This window comes from Marinimicrobium sp. LS-A18 (assembly GCF_000463525.1).
Lineage (GTDB): Bacteria > Pseudomonadota > Gammaproteobacteria > Pseudomonadales > Cellvibrionaceae > Marinimicrobium > Marinimicrobium koreense.
On the sequence record NZ_AWEP01000006.1, the window covers coordinates 1 to 18,119 of the forward strand.

The following is an 18,119-nucleotide window of genomic DNA, read 5'->3' on the forward strand; positions in this document are numbered from 1 at the left end:
AGGTTGGTATCGGGGAACTTACCGATATCTTCGGCGGAAATGGCATCAACCACGCCCGAAGAATCGCGCTTGATATCCATTGCCCGCTCCAGGGAGCCACGGATACCGGTTACGACCACTTCTTCCAGCATGGGCTCACCCTGCTGCGCGAATGCACCGCCGCTGAAGCCAGCCAGGGCCGATGAGGCCACGACTGAAGCGATCAGGCGCTTTTGAAAACTCTTACGATTGGGATTCATGGAACTCTCCTTACTGAGACCAGGTTATTATTGTCGGCACACAAGGTGCCGCAAATCGTTTGCCAGCAATCTGTAAATAGCTGTTGTACGGTTTTTGGGTTGATCACCACCGCTGAGCCAGGGGCAGAGTCCCTTACTGTTTTTTGTCATTTCCTGCTTCGGCATCCAGACGCTCTCACTCTCCGAAAACCGATCACCGCAAACCCAATTCGGCGTCCGCTCACACGACACAGGCACCTAATTGCCAGCTGGCATAAGCGCGCTACTTTTTATAACTTAGCGGGCCCACTGACGCTTAGATAATCCTCTATGTGCCGACTACCCACATTAGGGTAATAGTGACCATAAATATTAGTCTTCTAGACTATTACACTCCCGCCCATACCTTGTCAACAACCAATTGCTTAGACGAAACAATCAGTTATGAGCGATTGATGAGTTATTCCTCATAAGTCAGGGCGTGCCCAAAACGCAAACAGTTACCTCCGCGAAAGGAAAGAGTGTACGCAGACTTTATTGTATTACTATATTATTTTTATTTAAGCATTTCCTCCTCATCAGCCTAACAGAGCCAACTGCATTGCCGTGCTTGCCCCATCCTCGCGCACCCGAAAACCCACCCGCCGTACCAACTTGGCGCACTCTTTGTGTCGCCATGCCCGCGCTTGAGGCAACCACCCGAGAATTATCCTGATCCACAATGAAGCATCCCCTTGTTTTTCGATCCACCGATGTGCAAATAGAACAATCCTCGCCTCATTTCCGGGAAATTTCCTAAATCTATTCAAACTTCGTTTCCTTGGCACAGCTTTTGAATACACCAGCTCGTGCACCCGACATTCATTTGTCCCTTTAGTTTGCGATCGTGAGCCAAGCCTACTGACTGTTCCTGTCGCCCATTCAGCGATCCGGAGCGATCAGTTCAGTCATCCGTGTTTTTCACTTTTCAGGAGTCAACAATGAACACCTTTCTTGACGCGCTTCGCTCTTTGCGTCGCTCATTGCGACGCCCTCTATCATCCTGCTTTTGTCAGATCTCAAAACGGTTGGGATTTGCATTGATTGCTTTAATGAGCCACTCCACATTGGCCGTTGGGCCACCCGAGAAAGCAGACCTGCGGTTTGGCTTCATCAAGCTGACCGACATGGCCCCTTTGGCCATTGCACTGGAAAAAGGCTACTTCGAGGATGAAGGCCTTTTCGTCGAGCTGGAAGCTCAGGCGAACTGGAAAGTGTTATTGGACGGGGTGATCGACGGGCAGCTGGACGGCGCTCACATGCTGGCCGGTCAACCACTGGCGGCCACTATTGGCTACGGCACCAAAGCCGATATCATCACCCCCTTTTCCATGGACCTGAACGGCAATGGCATTACCGTTTCCAACCAGGTTTGGGAGGCAATAAAGCCCCACCTACCAACCGACCCGGATGGGAACATACAACATCCGATCCATGCCGATGTCCTGAAGCCGGTCATTGAATCCATGGCCAAAAAAGGTGAAAACTTCAAAATGGGAATGGTGTTTCCCGTGTCTACACACAACTACGAGCTCCGCTACTGGCTCGCCGCCGGCGGTATACACCCGGGCTTCTACGCTCCCCACAAAGGCGACACGTCAGGCCAGAAACAGGCCGATGCCTTTTTGAGTGTAACGCCGCCACCCCAGATGCCTTCGACGCTTGAAGCAGGCACTATCCACGGCTACTGCGTCGGTGAACCCTGGAATCAACAGGCGGTTTTCAAAGGCATCGGTGTACCCGTCATCACGGATTACGAGATCTGGAAAAACAATCCCGAAAAAGTATTTGGGATCACCCGGGAGTTCTCCGAAAACTACCCCAACACCACCATCCGCCTGACCAAGGCGTTGATTCGGGCGGCCAAATGGTTGGATGCAGACGATAACGCCAACCGGGAGGAAGCCTCGAAAATTCTCTCTCAGCCCTACTACGTCGGGGCCGACTATGAAGTGATTGCCAATTCCATGACCGGCACGTTCGAGTATGAAAAAGGCGATACCCGAGAGGTTCCGGATTTCAATGTATTTTTCCGCCACAACGCGACCTATCCTTATTACTCGGACGCCATCTGGTACCTCACGCAGATGCGCCGCTGGGGGCAGATCAGCGAATCCAAACCGGATGAGTGGTACTTCGACGTGGCCCGACAGGTATATCGCCCGGACATTTATGAGCAGGCAGCCCAGGCGCTTATTGCGGAGGATTATGCGAACGCCGACGAATTCCCCGACTTCGATAACGAGTCCGGTTTCAAGCCCCCTCAGGATGACTTTCTCGATGGCGTTACGTACGACGGGACAAAGCCGACCAACTACATCGAGTCTTTGAAAATCGGTCTGAAGCAGAACGACACCCTGTAGTTTGGCATTTATATCTGTTGGGCGTCGCATAGCGCCCCACCTGACCCGGAGGACGTCATCATGACTTCCACAACCTTTCAGAAACCCAGATGGTTTCGCTGGCCCATCAGCGGCGATCGACTGACGAACATCGTCAGCGCCATCACCTTGCCCGTGATTGGACTGGCTCTTTTCATTGGCGCCTGGCACATCGGCGCCCAGCAGGTAAACACCTCGCTGGGCACCTTTCCCGGGCCCGCTGCCGTCTTTGAGCAGTGGCAGAACCTGATCGATGAACACCAGTCGGAGAATCTTCGGGCGCAAGCGTTTTACGAACGACAGGAGAAGCGTCACGAGCGGCAATTGGACAAGAATCCGGATGCACAGCTCACCTTTCGGGACTATAACCGTCGCCCGACATTTTTCGATCAGATAGTTACCAGCCTGTTTACCGTGATGACCGGTTTTCTTCTGGCTACTGCGGTGGCTATTCCATTGGGGATAGTCATCGGCCTGAGTACTACCACCTACAGGGCAATCAATCCGATCATCCAGATATTCAAACCGGTATCCCCTTTGGCGTGGCCACCGCTGGTCACCATGGTGGTGAGTGCGGTTTACGTCAGCGATGACCCGATGTTTGAAAAGTCCTTTATCACCTCGGTGATTACCGTGGCGCTGTGCAGCATCTGGCCAACCCTGATCAACACGGCCGTGGGCACCGCCAGCATTAACAGCGACCTGCTCAACGTCAGTCGGGTGCTGAGCCTCAACTGGTTCACTCATGTAAAAACCATTGTACTGCCCTCGGCCATTCCCATGATGTTCACCGGACTTCGGCTGTCACTGGGCATTGCCTGGATGGTATTGATAGCTGCGGAAATGCTCGCCCAGAACCCGGGGCTGGGAAAATTTGTCTGGGACGAATTCCAGAACGGGTCCTCCAACTCCCTCGGACGCATTTGCGTGGCGGTGCTGATGATCGGGTTCATCGGCTTTTTGCTGGACCGCTGTCTGCTGCTGATTCAGAGCCGCGTCAACTGGGATAAAACAGCGATCTCTCGCTAACCAAGGAGTTTGATATGAGTCAAGTTCACCTCGAATTAACCCAGGTCGGGATCGATTTCCCCACCCCCAAGGGTCCGTTCAACGCACTCAGGGATGTAAACTTGAAAATCGGTCAGGGCGAGTTTGTTTCGCTGATCGGCCATTCCGGCTGCGGTAAATCCACAGTGCTCAATATAGTCGCCGGTCTGTATCAAGCGACCAGTGGCGGCGTGGTGCTCAATGGCAGGGAAGTGAACTCTCCGGGACCCGAGCGTGCAGTGGTGTTTCAGAATCACTCGCTGCTCCCCTGGCTGACGGTTTACGACAATGTCGCACTCGCGGTCAAACAGGTCTTCAAGGGCCAGAAGTCCAGGGCGGAAATACGTGACTGGATCGAACACAACCTGGCACTGGTACAGATGACCCACGCCATGCACAAGCGCCCCGGTGAAATTTCCGGCGGCATGAAGCAACGGGTCGGCATTGCCAGGGCGCTGGCCATAGAGCCGCAGGTGTTACTGATGGATGAACCCTTCGGCGCGCTCGATGCACTGACCCGCGCACACCTTCAAGATTCGCTGATGGACATTCAGGCCACCCTGGGCAACACGGTCATCATGATCACCCACGATGTGGATGAGGCGGTTTTACTGTCCGACCGGATCGTGATGATGACCAACGGCCCATCAGCTACCATCGGAGAGGTTCTGCCCGTATCCCTGGAACGCCCGCGGAACCGACTCGATCTGGTGGACAGCCCCGAGTACAACGAGTGCCGCAGTGCCGTACTGCGTTTTCTCTACGAGAAGCAGAAGAAGATTGAATCCATTGACGCCAAACGAAAGGCCAAAAAAAGTTGGGCGCAAAAATTGAAAATTACCGGCTAGCTCCTCTATAGACAAAACCATCTTTTACCAAAAATCCATTACCCGATTACAGAACTGGAGAAACCTGCAATGCACAGAATGACTTATCCCCTGAGCGCCTCGCTCGCCCTATGCCTGAGCGCCCCGGCCGCTGTTGCTCAAAACGGTATTGTCGAAGCCCTGCAAAGCGGCGAGACCCAACTGCATCTGCGCACCCGTTTCGAAGATGTGGACCAGGACGGCGTGGAAGGCGCCAGCGCCTTCACTCAAAAAACCCGCCTGACCTATGCCTCCGGACGCTATGAAGGCTTCAGCCTGCTGCTGGAGATGGACGACACCACCGCGATCACCGATGTCGACTACAACGACGGCACCGGCATCAACCCGGGCACCGCCGTCATCGCCGACCCGGGAGGCACCGAGATCAACCAGTCCTACCTGGCCTATCAGGCCGGCGCCACCCAGGTGAAGTATGGCCGCCAACGCATTCTGCTGGACAATCAACGCTTCGTCGGTGGCGTCGGCTGGCGCCAGAACGAGCAGACCTACGATGGTTTCTCGGTCAGCAGCAAAGCGGTGGATCAATTCGAGCTGTTCTACGCCTACGTGCACAACGTGAACCGCATTTTTGGTGAGAGTGTGGCCGGTGGCGATCACAAGCATCAGAGCCATCTGCTCAACGGCATATACACCGGGCTTAATGCCGGTACCCTGGTGGCCTACGCCTATCTGCTCGACAATGAGACAGCGCCGGGGCTGGCCAGTGATACCCTGGGGCTGCGCTGGCAGGGCACCGTCAACGAGACCTTCAGCTACAACCTGGAATACGCCACCCAAAGTGAGGCGGGCGACAACCCGACCGAATATTCCGCAAGCTACCTGATGGCCGAAGGGCTGGCCAAGGTGGAGGGGTTCAATCTCAAACTGGGCTACGAGGTGCTGGGCTCGGATGACGGCGCCGCGCCGTTCGCCACACCCCTGGCCACGCTGCACGCCTTCCAGGGCTGGACGGACAAGTTTCTGGCAACGCCCGCCACCGGGGTAGAGGATATGTACTTCAGTGTGGGGCGACCGGTCGGGCCCGTGAACCTGACGCTGGTGTATCACGACCTGAGCGCCAATGAGGGGGATGCCGATTATGGCTCCGAGCTCGGGTTGGTAGCTGGCACCAAGGTGGGGCCGGTGGGCTTGACCCTGAAGTACGCGGACTACAGCGCCGATGAGTTCGCCACGGATACCCGCAAACTGTGGCTGATGGCGGCGGCCACTTTCTGATCGGTCGATTCGTCAGGCGTTATCTTCCGGGCCCAGTTCCTCATCAATCAGCCCGATCACGGTGCCCACACCGTTTTCGCGCAGCCGCTCCAGGAGCTGGGCCAGGTCGTCGACCCGCTGCGGGTCAAGCAGCCCCGCCTCGTCGGGCACCAGGCGGCCTTTGTCGATCATCCGCTGCACAAAGGCCTCGCTGGCATTCAACCGCTCGGCGGCGGCCTCTTTCGTCATACCTTGTGTCACATTCACCTCATTGGTCGTTTCTCACCGGTGTCCGGTCGATGAACCCCGGTTAAAGCTGTGTCATAATGCCGTTTTTTAGCGCCAAAGTCGCCCTGCATTGCCGGCGTTACCCACTCAACCCAGACCGACCCGAGAAGAGCAGCTTCATGAGCAGCAAAGGCATTCTCTACACCGTTTCCGCCCCCTCCGGTGCGGGCAAAACCAGCCTGGTCAACGCCCTGGTGAAATCCAGCCCGGAAGTCTGTGTCTCGGTGTCTCACACCACCCGCACCATGCGCCCCGGTGAGCAGGATGGCGTAAACTACCACTTTGTGGACCACGCCCGCTTTGAGGCCATGCTCGCCGAGAGTGCTTTTCTGGAGCACGCTCAGGTGTTCAGCAACCTCTACGGCACCTCCCGTCACTGGGTGGAAGATACCCTCAACCAGGGGCTGGACGTCATCCTGGAAATCGACTGGCAGGGCGCCCGACAGGTTCGCGAGCAACTTCAGGACACCGTCAGCCTGTTCATTCTGCCCCCGTCGCTGGCGGCCCTGCGCCAGCGTCTGACCGGGCGCGGTCAGGATCAGCCGGAGGTCATTGAGGCCCGTATGAACGAAGCGATCAACGAAATCTCCCACTACCGGGACGCGGACTATCTGATCATCAACGATGACTTCACGACCGCACTGGCCCAGTTCCAGGCCCTGATCACCAGCCAGCACCTTAGACGCGACCGGCAGGAACAGGTTCACAAAGCCATGCTGGACGAGTTATTGGGCTGACGCACGGCGCGCAAATTGTGTACAATATCCGGTCCGATTCCCGAATTTCCCGGCGCCGGCGCCCGGACCACTTGAAGGTCCAGGATACCGACGCCATATCAATACTGTGAGTACGAGACACTATGGCACGCATTACCGTTGAAGATTGCTTGGATCACGTCGACAACCGTTTCGAACTGGTGATGGTCAGCGCCAAGCGCGCCCGCCAGCTCGCCGTGGGCGGAAAAGACCCGCACGTTCCGGAAGAGAACGACAAGCCCACCGTCATCGCGCTGCGCGAAATCGAGGAAGGCTTTGTCGATGCCAGCATCCTGCTGGAAGCGGACGAGCCCATCCGCCAGGAAGCGCCCAGCGCCGAACACATTCAGGAGACTGAGGCCCAGCCCGGCAACGAGTAAGCGCCTCGCCATTTAATACCCGGCCGGGTCCGCCCCGGCCTCGTTTGGAGTAAGGCCTTGCAGACGATCGAAGCCTTGAGTCACAGGCTTTCATCCTACCTCGAGTACAGCCAAATCAATTTGGTGAAGCGGGCCTACTTTTACGCGGAACAAGCCCACGACGGACAACGGCGCCGCAGCGGCGAAGCCTACATTACCCACCCCCTGGCCGTCGCCGACATCCTCGCCAGCATGCACATGGACCATCAGAGCCTGATGGCCGCCATGCTGCACGACGTCATCGAAGACACCGGCATCAGCAAAAAAGCCATCGCCAAGCAGTTCGGCGATACTGTGGCTGAACTGGTTGACGGGGTGAGCAAGCTGACCCAGATCGAGTTTGAATCCCACGCCGAAAAGCAGGCCGAAAACTTCCAGAAGATGGCCCTGGCCATGGCCAACGACCTGCGGGTCATTCTGGTCAAACTGGCCGACCGACTGCACAACATGCGCACCCTGGGCGCCATGCCGCCCCACAAGAAGCGCCGCATCGCCAAGGAAACCCTGGAAATCTACGCCCCTATCGCCCACCGCCTGGGCATGAACGATATCCGCCTGGAATTCGAGGACCGGGGCTTCTACGCCATGCACCCGCTGCGCGCCAGCCGATTGCAGGCGGCCCTGAAAACCGCCCGGGGCAACCGCAAGGAACTAGTCGAGCAAATCCAGACCGCTATTGAGAAGCGTCTCGAGCGGGAAGGGCTGATCGCCATAGTAATCGGCCGGGAGAAGCATCTGTACAGCATTTACGAAAAAATGCGGCAGAAAAAGAAGTACTTCAAGGAAATCATGGACGTCTACGCCTTCCGCATCATCGTGGACAGCGTGGACACCTGCTACCGGGTACTGGGGGTCATTCACAACCTGTACAAACCGGTAGCCGGGGAGTTCAAGGACTACATCGCCATTCCCAAGGCCAACGGTTACCAGTCCCTGCACACCGTGCTGCTGGGCATGCATGGCGTCCCGATCGAAGTTCAGATCCGCACCAAGGAAATGGACGAGATGGCCAACAACGGCATCGCCGCCCACTTCCTGTACAAGAACAGCGGCGATGAGAGCATCAGCCACAGCCGGGCCCGCCAATGGGTTCAGGGCCTGCTGGAAATGCAGCGCCGGGCCGGCGACTCGCTGGAGTTCATCGAGAACGTCAAAATCGACCTGTTTCCCGACGAAGTCTACGTGTTCACCCCGAAAGGACGCATTGTCGAATTGCCCCACGGGGCCACGCCGATTGACTTCGCCTACGCGGTCCACACCGACATCGGCCACAACTGCGTGGCCTGCCGGATCAACGGCCGGCTCGCGCCCCTGTCTCAGCCCCTGCAGAGCGGTCAGAAGGTCAACATCATTACCTCGCAGGGCGCCCAGCCCAACCCCAATTGGCTCAATTTCGCCGTATCCGGCAAGGCCCGCAGTGCCATCCGCCACTTCCTCAAGCACCAGCGCCATCACCAGTCGGTCGCTCTGGGCAAGCGGCTGCTGAGCCGCTCGTTGGCGGATGTCGGCCTCAAGCTGGATCAACTGAGCGAAGAGCAGGAAAAGCAGTTGCTCACCGCCACCCAGATGAAGTCCATGGAGGACCTGCTCGAGGATATTGGCCTGGGCAACCGGGTCGCGCAGGCGGTAGCCAAACTGCTGCAGCCGGACGCCGACGTCAATCCCCCCAGCGGCAGCATCTACTCACCGCTGACCATCGACTCCGCCGAAGGCATGATGATCACCTTCGCCCGCTGTTGCCGCCCGATTCCGGGCGACCCGATCATCGGTCACATCAGCTCGGGCAAGGGCCTGGTGGTCCACCAGGACACCTGCCGCAACATCACCGAGCTGCGCCACAAGCCGGAAAAGATCAGCTACGTCAATTGGGCGCCCACGGTCACCGGCGAGTTCCTGGTGGACGTGCGAGTAGAAGTGGAGTCCGAGCGGGGCATCATCGCCACCCTGGCCACCCGGGTGACCGAGCAGGGCGGCTCCATTGAGCACATCAAGGTGAACGAACGGGACGCCCACAACAGCGTCATCAACCTGTGCATCGGCGTGCACAACCGCATTCACCTGGCCAATATCATGCGCCGGGTGCGCAATCTTAGTTTTGTGCTGCGGATCAATCGGGCGAAGAACTGATTCATTGACACCAAAGGATCGCCGCCGCCCGTTTGGGTATCAAGCCGGTCGGTTCACTCCAAAAATGCGCCGTTCTCCGGGGTACAGACATAGGTTTGCGCCCGCAAGCCCGTGCGCTTCTGATACTCCTCGGCCACGGCGCGTCGCACATCGTCAATCAGGTTCGTCGGCACCAGCGCAACCGCGCATCCGCCAAACCCGCCGCCGGTCATTCGAGCGCCCCCCTGCGCACCCAGCACCTGCTGAATGATCGAAACCAGCGCGTCGATTGGCGGCACGGTTATTTCAAAATCGTCTCGCATAGAGTCATGCGATTGCGCCATCAGCCGGCTCACGGCTCGGTAATCGGATTCCGCCAATGCCCGGGCCATTGCCAGGGTTCGCGTATTTTCTGACACCACATGGCGTGCCCGACGGAACACCACATCCGACATCGCTGATTGTGCCTGTAGCAGGCGCTCCATATCGACTTCTCTCAGGGAATTGACCTCCAACACACTGACAGCCTGCTCACATTGCTGACGACGAAGGTTGTACTCGCTTCCCACCAATCCGCGCTTGACGTTTGAGTCGACGATGACAATCTGGAAATCGGGATCAATGGCACGATGCTCAAACTGGAGCGACTGACAATCCAGAAGCAGAGCGCCCCCCTGCTTTCCCAGCGCGGAAGCCATCTGATCCATTACGCCGCAGGAACAGCCGACAAATTCATTCTCGGCCCACTGGCCGAGCAACGCCGCATCGACGCCAGAGAGCGGCAACTCATAAAGGCTGGCGATCGCTTTGAGCAAGGCAATCTCCAGGGAAGCGGAAGAGCTCAGCCCCGCGCCTTGTGGCACATTACCGGTGATGGTCAGCTCCAATCCGCCCACGGGGTGCCGGACCATTAGCGCCTTGAGCACACCTCGCACATAATTGCTCCAGGGTTGAACCGGATCCTGCGTGATATCATCGAGAGAGAAGTGATTGACGTCCCCAGAATAATCCAACGCCAACACCGACACCGTCCGATCCGGGCGTTTGGCGGCGGCCACCCAGGTGCCAAAATTGATGGCTGCAGGAAAGACAAAACCGCCGTTGTAGTCGGTATGCTCACCCAGCAGATTGACGCGCCCCGGGGCATAGGCCACCGTTTCCGGCCGGCGACCAAAGGTGCGCTCGAAAGACTGTGTCAGTGTCGCCGTCTCGTCCATCATTCCGCCTGCTGTTTGTAGTGAACACGGGGCAAAGCCCGCAAACGTTCTGCCGCCTGTTCGGGTGTGAGATCGCGCTGCGCTTCCGCCAACATTTCATATCCCACCATAAACTTTTTCACACTCGCCGAGCGCAACAAGGGCGGGAAGAAGTGAGCGTGCAACCGCCACTCGGGGTGACTCTCTCCGTCAAACGGGGCGCCGTGCCAACCCATGGAGTAGGGAAAAGACGTTTGAAACAGGTTATCGTACAGCGTGGTCAAGTGCTGGATGGCCTCCGCCAGTAACCGGAAGCGGTCCGTGCTGAGCTCCGATAAGCGCGCTATGGGAAAGCGCGGTAGCAGCAGGGTTTCATAGGGCCAGGCCGCCCAATAGGGAACCACTACCAACCAGTCCTGGTTCTGAAACACTACCCGGATTTGTTGTGCCGTTTCGCGCTCGACATAATCGTCCAACATGGCGCGGCCCTGCTCCTGGAAATACCGGGCGAACCGTTCCTGTTTTCGCGCCGCCAATGTGGGCAGCTGTTGCTGCGCCCATACTTGCCCATGAGGGTGAGGATTGGAGCACCCCATCATCGCCCCCTTGTTCTCAAACACCTGCACCCAGCGGTACTGCTCACCCAGTTCCCGGGTCTGCTCAGACCAACAGGCCACAACACGCTCCAATTCATCGATACCCAGCTCGGGCAAGGTCTTACTGTGATCGGGCGAAAAGCAGATGACCCGACTGCAACCCTGTTCGGACGCCAGAGTAAACAGTGGATCCTGGTCCTGCGTGACCGGTGTGTCCGGTGTGAGCGCTGCAAAGTCGTTGTCAAACACATAGGTTGCGGCATAGTCGGGATTCAGCTCACCATTGACTCGGCGATTACCAGGGCAGAGGTAACAGGTGGCATCGTACGCCGGTCGGCGCTGGGTATTGGGCTCCTCGGACTGCCCCTGCCAGGGGCGTTTGGAGCGATGTGGAGATACCAGCACCCAGTCACCGGTCATGGGGTTCAGGCGTCGGTGGGCATGTTCAGCCGGATCAAAGCTGTCATTCATAGTGGGTCACTCATTACTCCTGAACCAAAGCGCATGGACGGCCGATACGGCGCCTGGGGATAAGCAATGAGAGTAACAGGCGCCGGATGAATTACCACAAAGGTTATCGGGTTCTGACTCAGTTTTGAATGTCAGGATCTATCGCCGGGGCGATAAATGAGTGCCTTTTATACCTATTTTTATATATATAACGAAATAATATTGCTCTAATGATCAAAAAAACACACCCAGCCACCAATAATATTATTTATATTAGTTTTTGATGGCCTTTTCATCATTTGTCAGGCCTGACCACTCCGCCCGCGGCCTTTTTAAGCCTGACGCCGCTCCATCCGCCAGGCCAAGGCAAAGAACACCAGCCCCGCCACGGCCGTAGTGGCACCGACATAACCCGTCGAACTCCAGCCAAAGCCCGCCGAAATGGCCAGGCCGCCGAGCATGGGGCCAATGGCATTCGCCGTGTTGAAAGCCGCGTGGTGGGAGGCGGCGGCCAGGGTCTGGGCGCCTACCGCCACATCCATCAGATGGGTCTGAAGGGGCGGTGATACCGCGGCCACCGTGCCCACCAGGAAGGTCATCATCAGAATGCTCCAAAGCTCACCGGTGGCCGACGGGAACACCAGGTAGACCGCCAGGCTCCAGAGCAGAGCACCGCCCACCGCCTTGAACTGGAACTTGTCGAACAGCCAGCCGCCAAGAATATTGCCTAGAAAGCCGCCCGCGCCGAAGGTCGCCATGGCAATGGGAATCCAGCCTTTCTCCACCTCGGTGACGTACAGCAGGGTAGGGGCCAGATAGCTGAACACGCAGAAGACGCCGGCAAAGCCGGTGGCACCGATCATCAGGGCCAGCCATACCTGGGGGCGGTGAAAGGCCTTGAGTTCGGCCACCGGTCGGTTACGGGGCTGGTTTCGATCCAGGGGCAGATAAATGACGATCAGGATCACCGTGAGAAATGACACCGCCGCCACCAGAACGAAGGCATAGCGCCAGCTGATGGACTGACCCAACCAGGTCGCCAGCGGGTTGCCGATCAACACCGCCAGGGTCAGGCCGATCATGACCCGGCTGACCGCTTTGCCCCGGTCTCTGGGCGGCGCCAGACTGGCCACCACCAGGGCAGCCACCCCGAAATAGGTGCCGTGGGGCAGGCCGGCAATAAACCGGAACGCCAGCAGGGACTCGTAGCTCGGCGCCAGGGCACTGGCGATATTGGCCAGGGTGTAAAAGCCCATCAGCCCGATCAGCAGGTGCCGCCGGAACAGGCGGGCGCCAAACACCGCCAGCAGCGGTGCCCCCACTACCACACCCAGTGCATAGCTGCTGATGACATGACCGACCTGGGGCTCGCTCACCCCCAGCCCCTCGGCGATACCCGGCATCAGGCCCATGGTGGCGAACTCCCCGGTACCGATACCAAAACCGCCCACGGCCAGGGCGATTTCGATCAGCCACATCTGGGCTTTGGTCAGGGTCGGGCTGGTGGAAGTGGTCATGTGCGGTCCGTAATGTGAACGACGCCACCGCCGGTATGCCGCCTGCTGTGCTGCATACCGTCATTCGGAGCGTTGTTGTGATTGTCGTTTGTGGGGAAAGAGGCTTATGGTGGGCTGCACCACAAAGGCGCGCATTGTAACCCATTTCGGGTACCTCGCGCAGGGCGTCCCCATGAGAGCGCCGCGCAATATCTGGCCCTGACGCCCGCCAATCACTATACTGGGTGGTTTTCCCACGCAGAGCATTACCGAAGGATTCTGTTATGACCAACCGCGCCGTGATCCACACCGATAAGGCCCCGGAGGCCATCGGCACTTACTCGCAAGCCGTCAAAGTCGACAACACCGTGTACCTGTCCGGCCAGATTCCGCTGAACCCGGAAACCATGGAGTTGGTGGACGGAGGCTTTGAAGCCCAGGCCGAGCAGGTCTTTAAAAACCTGGCGGCGGTATGCGAAGCCGCCAATGGCAGCCTCAACCATATCGTCAAGCTGAACCTCTACCTGACCGACCTGGCCAACTTTACCGTGGTCAATGAAGTTATGGCCCGGCATTTCCGCCAGCCGTTCCCCGCCCGTGCTGCGGTGGGTATCAACCAGTTACCCAAGGGCGCGCTGTTCGAAGCCGAAGGCGTCATGGTGCTTTAATCAGCCCTCGGTCAGTTTTTTGGCGCCGCGGAGCATGGCATGGACCAGCTCCTCGGCGTCGAACTTGGTGAGCGCCTCATTGGCGCCAACCTGATGGGCATAGCTCACACTCATTTCACTGTTCAGTGAGGTGTGCAGAATAATATAGGCGTGACTCAGCGCCTTGTCGTCGCGCACACTGAAGGCCAGCTCGTAACCATCCAGCCCCGGCATTTCGATGTCACTCACCAGAATATCAATCGCGTTGTTGTCTTTGGCCGCCTGGCGCATGCGCTGCAGGGCTTTTTCGCCATTGGTCAGTACCTGGTAGGGAATATTCAGTCCGTCCAGCGCATCCTGGAGTTGCTTGCGGGCCACATGGGAGTCGTCCACCAGCAGGATATTCAGAGGTTTGAGCTGCTCCCGCTGGACATCGGTCAGCACCGCCCGACGGCGGCCCGGCGGATCGGGGTAAACCTGGGCAAAAAGCAGTTCCAGGTCGATCAACTGAACCGCCTGATCCTCGTGCATATACAGGCCGGTGACAAAGGCCCGCTTGCCCAGCATCTGCGGGGGCGCCTTCACCTCTTTCCAGTTGGCATCCACAATCCGGTCGATGCCGCGCACCAGAAAGCCAATGTCTTTGCGCTGGCAGTCGGTGATGATGATTGACCCCCGGCGCATTTCCTCGTCGGACAGGGGTCTGTAGCCCACCGCCGCCGCCATATCGATGACCGGAATGGTTTTGCCCCGCACGGTGGTCGCGCCGAGAATCGCCGGGTGTTCCTGCAGAATGCGGTTGAAGCGGGTATAGGGAATGATCTCACGCACCTTGAGCGTACCCATCGCAAAGCTCTGGGTGGGTGTGAGTTTGAAAAGCAGCAGTTTCTGGGCGTGTTGCGCCTTACCGTTCATGGGCGGTCTCGGAGTCCGAAGTACATCTGATGTCAGGGTGGTACACTAGCGTATCGGCGGTTTGCGCGTAAACCGAAGGGAATCAGGCAATTTTTTGGGCTGGCCCGGCCGCCGGGTCTTCGGGGATCGATTCGGCAAAGGCCTTCATCACATAATCCACCCGGGCCTCCGGCGTCTTGTGCAAGCCGGCCTTCAGGGACTCAATGTGGCGCAGTCGGGGCAGCAGCCCCAGGCCATTAGCCACCTGAATCGCCAGCCCCGGACGAGCATTGAGCTCCAGGAGCTGGGGCCCACGGCTTTTGTCGAGCACGATGTCAGTACCGATGTAACCGAGACCGGTCATTTCATAGCAGCGCGAGGCGAGCACCAGCATGGAGCGCCAGTCGGGTACTTTGATTTCATTGAGGGGTTTTTTGGTATCCGGGTGCACCGATACGCCCAGGCCAAACTGGACTGCTTTCAGGCAGCGTCCCGTGGCAATATCCAGCCCCACGCCCACGGCCCCCTGGTGCAGATTGGCTTTACCATCGGAAGCGTGGGTGGCCAGGCGCAGCATGGCCATCACCGGGTAGCCTTTGAAGACCACTACACGGATATCCGGCACGCCCTCGTAGGAATAGCCTTCAAAAATGTCGTCGAACTCAATCAGGTCCTCGACGATCACCACATCGGGCTTGCCCCCCAGGGAGTACAGGCCGGCGAGGGTGTTGGACATGTGCCGACGGATTTCCTCGATGTCGATCTCCGCCCCGGAGGCTTTGACAAACTTGTCGCCATGGCGGCCCGTGATCACCAGGATACCCTTGCCACCGGATCCCTTGGCCGGTTTCACCGCGAAGCCGTCGAGCTCATACAGCTGCTTTTCGATATGGCTGATCGCGTGCTGTTCCGACACCACAAAGCGCAGGGCCGGCGTTGCCAGACCAAACTCCTCGGTGAGCAGTTTGGTTTTCAGTTTGTCATCCACCAGCGGATAGCGCGAGCGGGTATTGTAGCGGCCAATGAACTCCCGGTTGCGGGCATTCATGCCGAGAATACCCAGCTTTTTCAGGCGCCAAGGGCTGATCCACTTCATGACTTGTCCGACTCCGCGGCGGCTTCCTGCTCCAGCGCCATGGCCCTGAAGCGGCGCAATTCAGACAGTTTGTAGCCGGTGTATTGGCCCATCAGCATGATCAACGCCAGGATTACCAGGTTCAGCTCCGGAAAGTTGAAGCTCAGGTGGTTGGCCAGAGGCAGTTGCATCAACAGATACGCCATCACTGCCACCAAAAGACTGCCTCCGCCCTGGATCACCACTTCGTGGGCCCCTTCCTCCTCCCAGAGAATCGACATGCGCTCAATGGTCCAGGCGATGATGATCATCGGGAAAAAGGTGATGGTCATACCGGTACTGAAACCCAACTGATAGCCGAGCAGGCTCAACACCGAAATCAGGAATATCACCAGCACCACCAGCGTCGCGATCCGGGCCACCAGTAGCAAGTTCAGATGTGACAGGTAGCTGCGCAGCATCAGCCCGAGCGACACCACCGCGACAAAACTGATCAGGCCGGGCAGCAGTGAGGTTTGCAGAAACGCCAGGGAGATCAGTACCGGCATAAAGGTACCGGAGGTTTTCAGGCCCACGATAATGCGCATGAACACCACGACCAGAGCGCCCAGCGGCAACAGAAAGAGCATTTTGAACATACTCTGCTCTTCAATCGGCAGCTGCTGAACCCCCAACAGGGCAAAGACACTGTCACTGAATTGCGCCGCCGCTAACTCTTCGGCGGGCACCGTCTGGCGGATCATGGAGAAGCTGACTCCGGAGTTACGTCCCCCGGTAACATCGAGCAGGGAGGCGCCGCCGCGATGCCAGAGCACCAGGTTCTCCGGCACGCCCTGTTCACCGGTCTGTGGGTTGAACAGCACCCACTCCTCGCCATTGTAGGCTTCCACCATCGGGGTCAGTGTCTGGCGACGACGGGCATCTTCCAGAAAGAGGCCCATCACTTGGCGGGCGGGAATATCGGCCTGGTTCAGCAGTCGTTCCAGCAGCAGGGAGCGGCTGCCCACCTCTTCGATCAGCAGGGATGCATTCTGATCGCCGGTCGGGTTATTCAGTCGCTTGATCAGCTCACGGGTCAGGCTCTCGGGGGTACTGGATGTCTCCAGCGCCCGGGACACCAATTGGTTGGCGGCCGTATCCTGAGGCTCCTCCCAGTACATCGGTCGGGGCTGAGGAATGTTCTTCTCGCCGGAGGTCGACTCAGGCACCGGCTCAGGTTCCAGCTCTCCGCCCGATGGACTGGCAATCAACTGAGCCTTGTAATAAAGGGTTTGCGGACCGCTGGCATCACGTTTGGACCACTCGCCCCGCCGATCCCCCCCCTCTTCAATAATGGAGAATCCGTATCCGGGGGAAGTGGCGTGCTCGGTATGCAGGCGAAACCCCGGTGGGCTGTCCGGCAAGTCCAGGCTCACCAACACCTCGTCGCCGGTGGCCTGCAGGTCCACCCGGGCTTCGACCAGCCACACCGGCCGCTGCTCACCGGGCCAGAAAGGCAGCTCCATTTCCACGTGCCGTGCCCAGGCGGTCGCCAGTCCGGCCACCACCAGACTTGCCACTATCAGGTAAAACGGGACGCGGGACTGGGTCATTGTTCAGAGCTCTGGTCTGTTTCCGAAGCCTTGGGGGGTTTAGGCTCAGTGATATTGTCCCGGGCGACGTCCACCAACATGACGTCGCGCAAAATATTTCGGCCAACGAGCAGCGGAAACTCCATATGACTGCGGTCGGACAAGGTGAATTCCGCCATCTGGGTCAAGGAGCCCATGGTGATGCGCATTTCCACCACCGGCCGCTTATCCACTTCCTCACTGCTGGCCTGAATAATGCGGACTTTGCGTGACCGGGGGCGCTCCAGCTCCACCATTTGGTCCAGGTCCGGGTCATGAATGGCAAACCGCACCCACTCGTCGCCATTGCGTTCAAAAATTTCGATGTCCCGCGCGTCCAGGGACGAGGTGGTCGCACCGGTGTCCACCCGGGACTGCAGAACAATGCCCAGGTCTGTAAACAGAACCCGCTCTTTGGCGCCGACTATTTTTTTATCTGTGGCGTCAGTAGGGGCCGATAGAGCCAAACCCTGGGGACAAACAGTACTGGACGCACTCTCGTTGGTGTTCTTCCCGCCATCGTCGTCACGCTCGCGGCGCCCAGCGCTGTCCTGGCGTTGCTGCTCCATACTCTGGCGCAAGAGGTCCAGCGTTTCGGCAATCTGCCGCTGTTGTTGCTCAAAAGTCAGATCGCGTTGCTGTTGCGCCAGCAGGCATTGATTGGCGGCTTCCATATCCGCTTTTTTGACGAGAACGTGATGGGTGCTGCAGGCCGACAGAAGGGCCAATAAAGGCAGCAAGGCCACCCATTTCAGGGGACGGTTGTTCATGTTTCCCTTCCGGTTATTGATCGAGTTTACATAGTGTACCTTAGCGCGGCG

General features: G+C 58.2%; 17 protein-coding genes. 8 read left to right on the plus strand and 9 right to left on the minus strand.

The window, feature by feature from the left end; genetic code table 11:
* A partial coding sequence (locus tag N645_RS17025; RefSeq protein WP_036161293.1) for a hypothetical protein occupies window positions 1-239 on the minus strand: 239 nt, incomplete at its 3' end.
* Between the two features lie 1,070 nt (window positions 240-1,309).
* On the opposite strand from N645_RS17025, the gene N645_RS0111440 reads away from it, so the two are divergent.
* The 4 genes from N645_RS0111440 to N645_RS0111455 all read left to right on the plus strand — a co-directional run bounded on the left by N645_RS0111440 (window position 1,310) and on the right by N645_RS0111455 (window position 5,787).
* On the plus strand, window positions 1,310-2,620 hold the full coding sequence (locus tag N645_RS0111440) for a CmpA/NrtA family ABC transporter substrate-binding protein (RefSeq protein ID WP_152521692.1): 1,311 nt from the start codon (window positions 1,310-1,312) through the stop codon (window positions 2,618-2,620).
* Between the two features lie 60 nt (window positions 2,621-2,680).
* Window positions 2,681-3,667: an ABC transporter permease gene (locus N645_RS0111445; protein ID WP_024461651.1), complete on the plus strand. Its 987-nt coding sequence runs from the start codon at window positions 2,681-2,683 to the stop codon at window positions 3,665-3,667.
* Between the two features lie 14 nt (window positions 3,668-3,681).
* Complete coding sequence (locus N645_RS0111450; RefSeq protein ID WP_024461652.1) at window positions 3,682-4,533, plus strand: ABC transporter ATP-binding protein; 852 nt, start codon at window positions 3,682-3,684, stop codon at window positions 4,531-4,533.
* Between the two features lie 69 nt (window positions 4,534-4,602).
* The gene (locus tag N645_RS0111455) at window positions 4,603-5,787 is read left to right on the plus strand and encodes an alginate export family protein (protein WP_024461653.1); all 1,185 of its coding nucleotides are present in this window, start codon (window positions 4,603-4,605) and stop codon (window positions 5,785-5,787) included.
* Window positions 5,788-5,799: 12 nt separating this feature from the next.
* Here N645_RS0111455 and N645_RS0111460 read toward each other — a convergent pair whose 3' ends face one another.
* Window positions 5,800-6,015, minus strand: a complete 216-nt coding sequence (locus N645_RS0111460; protein WP_024461654.1) for a hypothetical protein — start codon at window positions 6,013-6,015, stop codon at window positions 5,800-5,802.
* A gap of 158 nt (window positions 6,016-6,173) precedes the next feature.
* Here N645_RS0111460 and gmk point away from each other — a divergent pair, with 158 nt between their 5' ends.
* From gmk to spoT, 3 genes are all read left to right on the plus strand, one after another.
* Window positions 6,174-6,791: a guanylate kinase gene (gmk, locus tag N645_RS0111465; protein ID WP_024461655.1), complete on the plus strand. Its 618-nt coding sequence runs from the start codon at window positions 6,174-6,176 to the stop codon at window positions 6,789-6,791.
* Window positions 6,792-6,913: 122 nt separating this feature from the next.
* The gene (rpoZ, locus tag N645_RS0111470) at window positions 6,914-7,189 is read left to right on the plus strand and encodes a DNA-directed RNA polymerase subunit omega (protein WP_024461656.1); all 276 of its coding nucleotides are present in this window, start codon (window positions 6,914-6,916) and stop codon (window positions 7,187-7,189) included.
* 57 nt (window positions 7,190-7,246) lie between these two features.
* Window positions 7,247-9,355: a bifunctional GTP diphosphokinase/guanosine-3',5'-bis pyrophosphate 3'-pyrophosphohydrolase gene (spoT, locus tag N645_RS0111475; RefSeq protein WP_024461657.1), complete on the plus strand. Its 2,109-nt coding sequence runs from the start codon at window positions 7,247-7,249 to the stop codon at window positions 9,353-9,355.
* Window positions 9,356-9,408: 53 nt separating this feature from the next.
* On the opposite strand, the gene galK is transcribed toward spoT, so the two are convergent.
* The 3 genes from galK to N645_RS0111490 form a co-directional block, all read right to left on the minus strand.
* The gene (gene galK / locus N645_RS0111480; RefSeq protein WP_202960797.1) at window positions 9,409-10,554 is read right to left on the minus strand and encodes a galactokinase; all 1,146 of its coding nucleotides are present in this window, start codon (window positions 10,552-10,554) and stop codon (window positions 9,409-9,411) included.
* Complete coding sequence (locus tag N645_RS0111485) at window positions 10,551-11,597, minus strand: UDP-glucose--hexose-1-phosphate uridylyltransferase (protein ID WP_024461659.1); 1,047 nt, start codon at window positions 11,595-11,597, stop codon at window positions 10,551-10,553. Before N645_RS0111485 ends, galK begins: the two co-directional genes overlap by 4 nt.
* Before the next feature lie 311 nt (window positions 11,598-11,908).
* On the minus strand, window positions 11,909-13,093 hold the full coding sequence (locus N645_RS0111490; RefSeq protein ID WP_024461660.1) for an MFS transporter: 1,185 nt from the start codon (window positions 13,091-13,093) through the stop codon (window positions 11,909-11,911).
* Between the two features lie 263 nt (window positions 13,094-13,356).
* Here N645_RS0111490 and N645_RS0111495 point away from each other — a divergent pair, with 263 nt between their 5' ends.
* Entirely contained in the window at window positions 13,357-13,740 is a 384-nt protein-coding gene (locus tag N645_RS0111495; protein ID WP_024461661.1) for a RidA family protein, read from the plus strand.
* Here the strand turns inward: N645_RS0111495 and N645_RS0111500 are convergent, their stop codons facing one another.
* The 4 genes from N645_RS0111500 to N645_RS0111515 all read right to left on the minus strand — a co-directional run bounded on the left by N645_RS0111500 (window position 13,741) and on the right by N645_RS0111515 (window position 18,068).
* Complete coding sequence (locus tag N645_RS0111500) at window positions 13,741-14,634, minus strand: chemotaxis protein (protein WP_024461662.1); 894 nt, start codon at window positions 14,632-14,634, stop codon at window positions 13,741-13,743.
* 82 nt (window positions 14,635-14,716) lie between these two features.
* Window positions 14,717-15,709 (minus strand): alpha-L-glutamate ligase-like protein, encoded by a 993-nt coding sequence (locus N645_RS0111505; RefSeq protein ID WP_024461663.1) that lies wholly within the window; start codon window positions 15,707-15,709, stop codon window positions 14,717-14,719.
* On the minus strand, window positions 15,706-17,280 hold the full coding sequence (locus N645_RS0111510) for an inactive transglutaminase family protein (protein WP_024461664.1): 1,575 nt from the start codon (window positions 17,278-17,280) through the stop codon (window positions 15,706-15,708). Before N645_RS0111510 ends, N645_RS0111505 begins: the two co-directional genes overlap by 4 nt.
* On the minus strand, window positions 17,277-18,068 hold the full coding sequence (locus N645_RS0111515) for an ATP-dependent zinc protease (RefSeq protein ID WP_024461665.1): 792 nt from the start codon (window positions 18,066-18,068) through the stop codon (window positions 17,277-17,279). Before N645_RS0111515 ends, N645_RS0111510 begins: the two co-directional genes overlap by 4 nt.
* Window positions 18,069-18,119 lie beyond the last annotated feature (51 nt).

Excerpts from the sequence above, each read along its gene's own strand:
- N645_RS0111440 (WP_152521692.1), top strand. The coding sequence starts at position 1,310 with ATGAGCCACTCCACATTGGCCGTTGGGCCACCCGAGAAAGCAGACCTG.
- N645_RS0111445 (WP_024461651.1), top strand. The coding sequence starts at position 2,681 with ATGACTTCCACAACCTTTCAGAAACCCAGATGGTTTCGCTGGCCCATC.
- N645_RS0111450 (WP_024461652.1), top strand. The coding sequence starts at position 3,682 with ATGAGTCAAGTTCACCTCGAATTAACCCAGGTCGGGATCGATTTCCCC.
- N645_RS0111455 (WP_024461653.1), top strand. The coding sequence starts at position 4,603 with ATGCACAGAATGACTTATCCCCTGAGCGCCTCGCTCGCCCTATGCCTG.
- N645_RS0111460 (WP_024461654.1), bottom strand. The coding sequence starts at position 6,015 with ATGACGAAAGAGGCCGCCGCCGAGCGGTTGAATGCCAGCGAGGCCTTT.
- gmk (WP_024461655.1), top strand. The coding sequence starts at position 6,174 with ATGAGCAGCAAAGGCATTCTCTACACCGTTTCCGCCCCCTCCGGTGCG.
- rpoZ (WP_024461656.1), top strand. The coding sequence starts at position 6,914 with ATGGCACGCATTACCGTTGAAGATTGCTTGGATCACGTCGACAACCGT.
- galK (WP_202960797.1), bottom strand. The coding sequence starts at position 10,554 with ATGATGGACGAGACGGCGACACTGACACAGTCTTTCGAGCGCACCTTT.
- N645_RS0111485 (WP_024461659.1), bottom strand. The coding sequence starts at position 11,597 with ATGAATGACAGCTTTGATCCGGCTGAACATGCCCACCGACGCCTGAAC.
- N645_RS0111490 (WP_024461660.1), bottom strand. The coding sequence starts at position 13,093 with ATGACCACTTCCACCAGCCCGACCCTGACCAAAGCCCAGATGTGGCTG.
- N645_RS0111495 (WP_024461661.1), top strand. The coding sequence starts at position 13,357 with ATGACCAACCGCGCCGTGATCCACACCGATAAGGCCCCGGAGGCCATC.
- N645_RS0111500 (WP_024461662.1), bottom strand. The coding sequence starts at position 14,634 with ATGAACGGTAAGGCGCAACACGCCCAGAAACTGCTGCTTTTCAAACTC.
- N645_RS0111505 (WP_024461663.1), bottom strand. The coding sequence starts at position 15,709 with ATGAAGTGGATCAGCCCTTGGCGCCTGAAAAAGCTGGGTATTCTCGGC.
- N645_RS0111510 (WP_024461664.1), bottom strand. The coding sequence starts at position 17,280 with ATGACCCAGTCCCGCGTCCCGTTTTACCTGATAGTGGCAAGTCTGGTG.
- N645_RS0111515 (WP_024461665.1), bottom strand. The coding sequence starts at position 18,068 with ATGAACAACCGTCCCCTGAAATGGGTGGCCTTGCTGCCTTTATTGGCC.